General features: G+C 60.3%; 6 protein-coding genes and 1 pseudogene. 4 read left to right on the forward strand and 3 right to left on the reverse strand.

All coding sequences use genetic code 11. From position 1 onward, the window contains the following. A partial coding sequence (gene rodA, locus AB4Z11_RS18765; RefSeq protein ID WP_442026833.1) for a rod shape-determining protein RodA occupies nucleotides 1-1021 on the forward strand: 1021 nt, incomplete at its 5' end. Here the strand turns inward: rodA and lysA are convergent. Then, on the reverse strand, nucleotides 1014-2282 hold the full coding sequence (lysA, locus tag AB4Z11_RS18770; RefSeq protein WP_442026834.1) for a diaminopimelate decarboxylase: 1269 nt from the start codon (nucleotides 2280-2282) through the stop codon (nucleotides 1014-1016). The two genes, rodA and lysA, sit on opposite strands and share 8 nt — an antisense overlap. A gap of 6 nt (nucleotides 2283-2288) precedes the next feature. Next, a complete protein-coding gene (gene lptM / locus AB4Z11_RS18775) occupies nucleotides 2289-2477 on the reverse strand; it encodes an LPS translocon maturation chaperone LptM (protein ID WP_442026835.1) in 189 nt (62 codons plus the stop codon). A 39-nt stretch (nucleotides 2478-2516) separates the two neighbouring features. On the opposite strand from lptM, the gene cyaY reads away from it, so the two are divergent. Further along, entirely contained in the window at nucleotides 2517-2849 is a 333-nt protein-coding gene (gene cyaY, locus AB4Z11_RS18780; protein WP_442026836.1) for an iron donor protein CyaY, read from the forward strand. 63 nt (nucleotides 2850-2912) lie between these two features. On the opposite strand, the gene AB4Z11_RS18785 is transcribed toward cyaY, so the two are convergent. Continuing rightward, entirely contained in the window at nucleotides 2913-5183 is a 2271-nt protein-coding gene (locus tag AB4Z11_RS18785) for a penicillin-binding protein 1A (RefSeq protein ID WP_442026838.1), read from the reverse strand. 374 nt (nucleotides 5184-5557) lie between these two features. On the opposite strand from AB4Z11_RS18785, the gene AB4Z11_RS18790 reads away from it, so the two are divergent. After that, complete coding sequence (locus AB4Z11_RS18790; RefSeq protein ID WP_442026839.1) at nucleotides 5558-6634, forward strand: pilus assembly protein PilM; 1077 nt, start codon at nucleotides 5558-5560, stop codon at nucleotides 6632-6634. After that, a pseudogene (locus AB4Z11_RS18795) lies at nucleotides 6634-6742 on the forward strand (PilN domain-containing protein); the annotation flags it as partial. The gene AB4Z11_RS18790 and the pseudogene AB4Z11_RS18795, both read left to right, overlap by 1 nt.

Raw genomic sequence — 6742 nt, forward strand, 5'->3', positions numbered from 1 at the left:
GCTGGCGGCGGGCCTGGTCACCCTGTATTCCGCGGCCCTCGATTTCCCCGGCCGCTTCGAACTCCAGCTGCGCAATATCCTGATCGCGCTYGGCCTCATGTGGGCAGTGGCGAATGTCCCGCCACAGCAATTGCAGCGCTACGCAGCGGGCGTGTATGCCGCGGGCGTGCTGATGCTGCTGGCTGTCTTCGTTGCGGGCACCAGCCGTAAAGGCTCGCAGCGCTGGATTAATCTCGGCTTCGAATTCCAGCCCTCGGAGCTGATGAAGATCGCCATGCCGCTGATGCTGGCCTGGTTCTTCCATCATTTCCGCGCCACGCAGCGCTGGAAGACCTTTGCAGTGGCTGCCGTGCTGCTGCTGATTCCTGTCGCACTGATCGCCAGGCAGCCCGACCTGGGTACTGCGCTGCTGGTGCTGGCCGCGGGCTTCTATGTGATTCTGTTTGCTGGCCTGTCGTGGAAGGCATTGGCGGCGCTGGCTGCCGCGGCGGTGGTGGCTGTGCCGATTGCCTGGCCCTTCCTGCACGACTACCAGCGTCAGCGCGTGATAACCATGCTCGATCCGGGCGCCGACCCAATGGGCAAAGGCTTCCAGATCACGCAGGCGGGCATTGCGATTGGTTCGGGAGGCTTATCGGGCAAGGGCTGGCTCGAAGGCACGCAAGGCCATCTCGGCTTCGTGCCGGAGCGCTCGACGGACTTCATCTTCTCCGTCTTTGCCGAAGAATTTGGCCTGCTCGGAATTTGCGCCTTGCTGCTGCTGTACTTTCTGCTGATTGCGCGCGGCCTGCAAATTACCGCCCGCGCGGACACCCAGTTCGCACGCTTGCTGGCCGGATCGATCACGATGATCTTCTTCACCTACGTCTTCGTGAACATCGGCATGGTCAGTGGCATCGTGCCGGTGGTCGGCGTGCCGCTGCCCTTCATCAGCTACGGCGGCACAGCGCTCATGACGCTGGGACTGGGCTGCGGGATCTTGATGAGTATCCAGCGCCAGTCCCGGCAACGACTTATTTGATAACGGATTCCAGCGCGAACAGGTCGGCTGGATTTTCGCGCTGGCGCACGACGTGGACTTGTGAGCCGTCCACGATCAGTTCAACGGCGCGGCCGCGGGTGTTGTAGTTGGAAGCCATGGTCATGCCGTAGGCGCCGGCGGTCTTCATCACCAGCAGATCGCCTGGGGCAACCGCCAGCTCGCGGTCACGTGCCAGCCAGTCGCCGGATTCGCAGATCGGRCCGACCACGTCGAACATGGCGGAAGCCGTACCGGCTTTCACGACAGGCTGCATGTCCATCCACGCCTGATACATCGCCGGACGCGCCATATCGTTCATGGCCGCATCGACGATGCAGAAGTTCTTCTCTTCACCGTGCTTGATGAACTCCACGCGGGTCAGCAGTACGCCGGCGTTGCCGACGATCGAGCGGCCCGGTTCGAAGATCACCTTGATCGGCTGGCCGTTGTGCTTTTCCTTGCGCCAGGCGTCGATGCGCTTGAACAGGCGGCCGAGATAATCGCCGACCGGCACCGGCGCGCCGTCGCCGTAGTCGATGCCCAGGCCGCCGCCGATGTCCAGGTGGTGCAGGTGGATACCTTCAGCGTGCAGGGTGTCGATCAGTTCAATCAGCTTGTCCAGTGCTTCCAGCAGCGGTGCGTCGTCCAGCAGCTGCGAGCCGATGTGGCAGTCGATGCCGGAGACGTCCAGGTGCGGCAGCTTGGCAGCGACGCGATAGGTATCGAGCGCATCATCGAACGCTACGCCGAACTTGTTGGCCTTCAGGCCCGTGGCGATGTAAGGATGGGTCTTGGCATCCACGTTCGGATTCACGCGCAGCGATACGCGGGCCTTCTTGCCCATGCTGCCGGCCACTTCGTTCAGACGGTGCAGTTCAGGGATGGATTCCACGTTGAAGCACAGGATGTCGTGGTTCAGCGCCAGGCGCATTTCATCCACGCTCTTGCCCACGCCGGAGAAGATCACTTTCTTCGGATCGCCGCCGGCGGCAATCACGCGCAGCAGTTCGCCGCCGGACACGATATCGAAGCCCGCGCCCTTGTCCGCCAGCAGCTTCAGGATCGCCAGATTCGAATTCGCCTTCATGGCATAGCAGACCAGCGCATCGCGGCCGGCAGCGGCATTCGCGTATGAATCAAAGTTATCCAGCAGCGTCTTTTTGGAATAGACGTAGGCCGGGGTGCCGTATTGTTCTGCGATCGCGTTGAGCGCAACGTCTTCGGCGTGCATCACGCCATTCTGGTATTCGAATTGGGACATAAGAGCTTACTGTTGGGATGCTGGAGGAGTGGAGGGCACTGGGGAAGACGGTGGCGCCACGCCTGGTTTGCCGAGGTTGTCGGAACTGGCAGGCTTGGTGGGCGGTTTGGGCAGGTAGAGCGGACCGGTTTGGCCGCATGCGGTCAGCATTGCGGCGAGGGCCAGCGCGGCAGGCAGTGCGATTCTGGACTTCACGATTAAAATACGGTTTGGATTGAGACCTTGGAGTGTAGCATGACCGAATCGGAATTTTTGGAGCTGGCGGAAGAGACGCTGGATGCTGTTGAGGCAGCACTGGACCGTCTGGCCGACCAGGATATGGTGGATGTGGAGTGCAGCCGCAACGGCAATGTGCTGGAAATCGAGTTCCTGGAGAACGGATCGAAGGTGATCGTCAACAGCCAGGCAGCGATGAAAGAGCTGTGGGTGGCCGCGCGCTCGGGCGGTTTCCACTACCGCTTTCTGGAAGGTAAATGGTGCGATACGCGCAGCGGGCTGGAATTGTTCGCTGCGCTGTCGGAGATTGCCACCGCACAAGGCGGCGCGCCGGTGGTGCTTGCGCCTTAAACCAGAGGCAGAGAGCAGGTGGCTGCCACATCGTGGCAGCCACCAGGTTTGCGCCGTTGGTTTTTAGAACAGCTCGTTCTTCACAGCGTCCTTCTGCTTTTCCTCCGCCGGAGTGCCGCGGGTATTGCCTTCCAGGCTCTGCACGCCGGTTCCCGGCGGATTCTCCGCGTAATAGTATTCACCGTCGGCCATGATGATGCCCTCCGGCACTGCACGTTCCTCGATCGGAATATTCTTCAGCGACTTCTGCATATAGCCGATCCAGATCGGCAGCGCCAGGCCGCCGCCGGTTTCGCGGTTGCCCAGGTTGCGCGGCTGGTCGAAGCCGATCCAGGCGATGCCCACAAGCTTTGGCTGATAGCCTGCGAACCAGGCGTCGATGGAATCATTGGTGGTGCCGGTCTTGCCCGCGATGTCCGGACGCTTGAGCACCAGCGCCTTGGTGGCAGTACCGAAGCGCACCACATCCTTCAGCATCGAATCCATCAGGAAGGCATTGCGTTCATCGATTACGCGGTTCTTCTCGTCGCCCGCACGGTCAGGAGCGGCTTGCGACAGAACTTTGCCATTCGCATCGGTCACTTTGGAAATCAGATATGGCGTCACCTTGTAGCCGCCGTTGGCAAATACAGAGTAGGCGCCCGCCATCTGCAGCGGCGTCACGGCGCCCGCACCCAGAGCCAGCGTCAGGTAAGGCGGATTACGTTCCGCATCGAAGCCGAAGCGGGTGGCATATTCCTGGCCGTACTTGGCGCCGATCTTGTGCAGGATGCGGATCGAGATCATGTTCTTCGACTTGGTCAGGCCGCGGCGCATGGTCATCGGGCCTTCGTACTTGCCGTCGTAGTTCTTCGGCTCCCATGCCTGGCCGCCGGTCTGGCCTGCGTCGAAGGAGATCGGTGCGTCGTTAATCATGGTGGACGGTGAAAGTCCGCGCTCCAGCGAAGCCGAGTAGATGAAGGGCTTGAAGGAGGAGCCTGGCTGGCGCCATGCCTGCGTCACGTGATTGAACTTGTTGCGGTTGTAGTCGAAGCCACCCACCATCGATTTGATGGCGCCGTCTTCGGTGCTGGCCGAAATGAAGGCCGATTCCACTTCCGGCATCTGGGTCAGCAGCCAGTCCTTGCCTTCCTGGTAGACGCGGATCACCGCGCCACGGCGAATGCGCTTATTCGGCGGGTTCTTGTCCGATAGCCACGAGCGGCCCTGTTCCAGACCGGCGCCGGTGATGCTGATCTCTTCGCCCGATGCGGTGACGGCGGTGACTTTGTTCGCGCCGGCGTCCAGCACCATGGCAGCCACGATATCGTCGCTGTCCGGATGTTCGGCGAGTTCGGTTTCGATCATCTCGTCGGCTTCGGATTTATTGGCCGGCAGGTCCACATAAGCTTCCGGACCACGGTAAGCGTGGCGGCGCTCGTAATCCATCACGCCGCGGCGCAGGGCCAGGTAAGCGGCGTCCTGATCGGCCTTGGTGATGGTGGTGAAGACGTTCAGGCCGCGCGTGTAGGTATCTTCCTTGAACTGCTCATAGACCAGCTGGCGCGCCATTTCCGCAACATATTCGGCATGAACGCCAAACTCGCTGCTGTCGGTTTTCACTTTTAGCTGCTCGTTCTTGGCCGTGTCGTACTGTGCGGGCGTAATATAGCCAAGCTGGAGCATGCGCTGCAGGATGTACTGCTGGCGCGTGCGTGCGCGCTTCGGATTGACTACCGGGTTGTAAGCCGAAGGCGCTTTGGGCAGGCCGGCCAGCATGGCCGCTTCTGCCACGCTAATGTCTTTCAGATTCTTGCCGAAGTAGATTTGGGCGGCCGACGCAAAGCCGTAAGCGCGCTGGCCCAGGTAGATCTGATTCATGTAGACCTCAAGGATCTGGTCCTTCGTGAGGTTCTGTTCGATCTTCCAGGCCAGCAGGGCTTCATAAGCCTTGCGTTTCAGTGTCTGTTCGCTGGAGAGGAAGAAGTTGCGCGCCACCTGCTGCGTGATGGTGGATGCGCCCTGACGCGCACCGCCCGTGGCGTTGTGCAGGGCCGCGCGCAGGATGCCCCAGTAATCCACGCCGCCATGTTCGTAGAAGCGATCGTCCTCGATGGCCAGCACGGCCTTCTTCATCACATCGGGGATGTCTTTGAAGTGCACAAGGTTGCGGCGTTCTTCGCCGAACTCGCCGATCAGCACATTGTCGGCAGAGAAGATCCGTAGTGGCATCTTGGGCCGGTAATCGGTCAGCGTATCCAGGGAGGGCAGGTTGGGGTAGGCCAGCGCCAGTCCAAAGACGACCAGCAACACGCCTGCCAGGATCAGGCCCAATACCGAGACCAGGGCCATCATCAGGAAACCGTGAGATTTCTTTTGCGGCGGGGTCTCTTTATTAATAGAAGTCATGCGCAGTACGGGTTAATAGTTATGCGAGGAATTATAAGCGAGCAGCAATTACGGGGCGCGCACGAAAATAGGCCATTATTTTGAGTAATATTTACCATGAGCAACAAAACAACTCTGTTAATTCCGCAGCCACGTCTAAGGTAAGTCACTGTGGCGTAAGGCAAACAACGACACAATCGTGCTTTGTAGAAATACCTTTACATTGTTTGAGCAATATTGCTAGCATCTAATGTACTGTCTCACCTTTGCTCGCTAAGCATGGGTTTTTAAAAGAATTCCGATATTCAAATGTCTATGGAGTTGTCAGGAGTGCATAAATGATGCTCGATCTAAAAGCCCTGCTCGGCGGCGCCCAGGCCCCGCTGGTCGGCATCGACATCAGCACCTCCAGCGTCCGCCTGGTAGAGCTGGCCGATGCCGGCAAGGATGGCATGCGCCTTGAGCGCTATGCTGCCGAAGCCTTGCCGCGAGGTGCCGTCACCGACGGTAATATCGAGAACATGGACCAGGTGGTCGACGCCGTGCGCCGCCTGATCAAGAAAAGCGGCACACGCGCCCGTCATGTGGCGCTCGGTATGCCGCCGGCCTCGGTTATCACCAAAAAAATCGTTCYGCCAGCCGGCATGTCGGAAGAGCAGCTGGAAGTGCAGGTGGAGTCCGAGGCCAGCCAGTATATTCCCTTTGCCCTCGACGAAGTGAGCCTGGACTTTGACGTCATTGGCCCGGTGCCCAATTCCACCGACGATATTGAAGTCATGCTGGCCGCAGCACGCCGCGAAAAAGTGGAAGACCGCGTGGCGGTAGCGGAAGCTTCGGGCATGAAGGCGCAAGTGCTGGATATCGAGTCCTATGCTGCACGCGCTGCGYTGGACCGCGTCGTGGTGCAAATGGCCGATGGCGGTACCGGCCAGGTGGTGGCCCTGTTCCAGATCGGCGCCCAGGTCACCCATATCTCCGTGATGTTGGATGGCACCACCGTATATGAACGCGAGCAGCCTTTCGGCGGCCACTCCCTGACCCAGGATATCGTGCGTGCATACGGCCTCGCCTACGAGGAAGCCGAAGCGCGCAAGAAGAGCGGCGATCTGCCCGAGAACTTTGCCAGCGACGTGCTGGCCCCGTTCCTGGAAAGCGCTGCGCTGGAAATCACCCGTGCCATCCAGTTCTTCTTTACCTCCACCCCTTACACCAAGATCGACCAGATCTTTCTGGCGGGCGGCTGTGCCACCTTGCCCGGCTTGCTCGAACTGATCGCCAGCCGTACCCGCATTTCGAGCGCGGTGATCTCGCCCTTCAAAGGCATGCAGCTGGGCTCCGGTGTGCGCGAACAGGCACTGCGCGCTGATGCGCCGGCTTATCTCGTGGCCTGCGGCCTTGCCATGCGGAGGTTCGGCTGATGATACGCATTAATCTGCTGCCTCACCGCGAGGCGAAGCGCAAACAGCGCAAGCAAGCGTTCGCAGCCTTGCTGGTGCTGGGCGCCCTGGCCGGTGGCGCCATCGTGC

This window comes from Pseudoduganella sp. RAF53_2 (assembly GCF_052113985.1).
Taxonomy (GTDB): Bacteria; Pseudomonadota; Gammaproteobacteria; order Burkholderiales; family Burkholderiaceae_D; genus Rugamonas.

Excerpts from the sequence above, each read along its gene's own strand:
- cyaY (WP_442026836.1), top strand. The coding sequence starts at position 2,517 with ATGACCGAATCGGAATTTTTGGAGCTGGCGGAAGAGACGCTGGATGCT.
- AB4Z11_RS18785 (WP_442026838.1), bottom strand. The coding sequence starts at position 5,183 with ATGATGGCCCTGGTCTCGGTATTGGGCCTGATCCTGGCAGGCGTGTTG.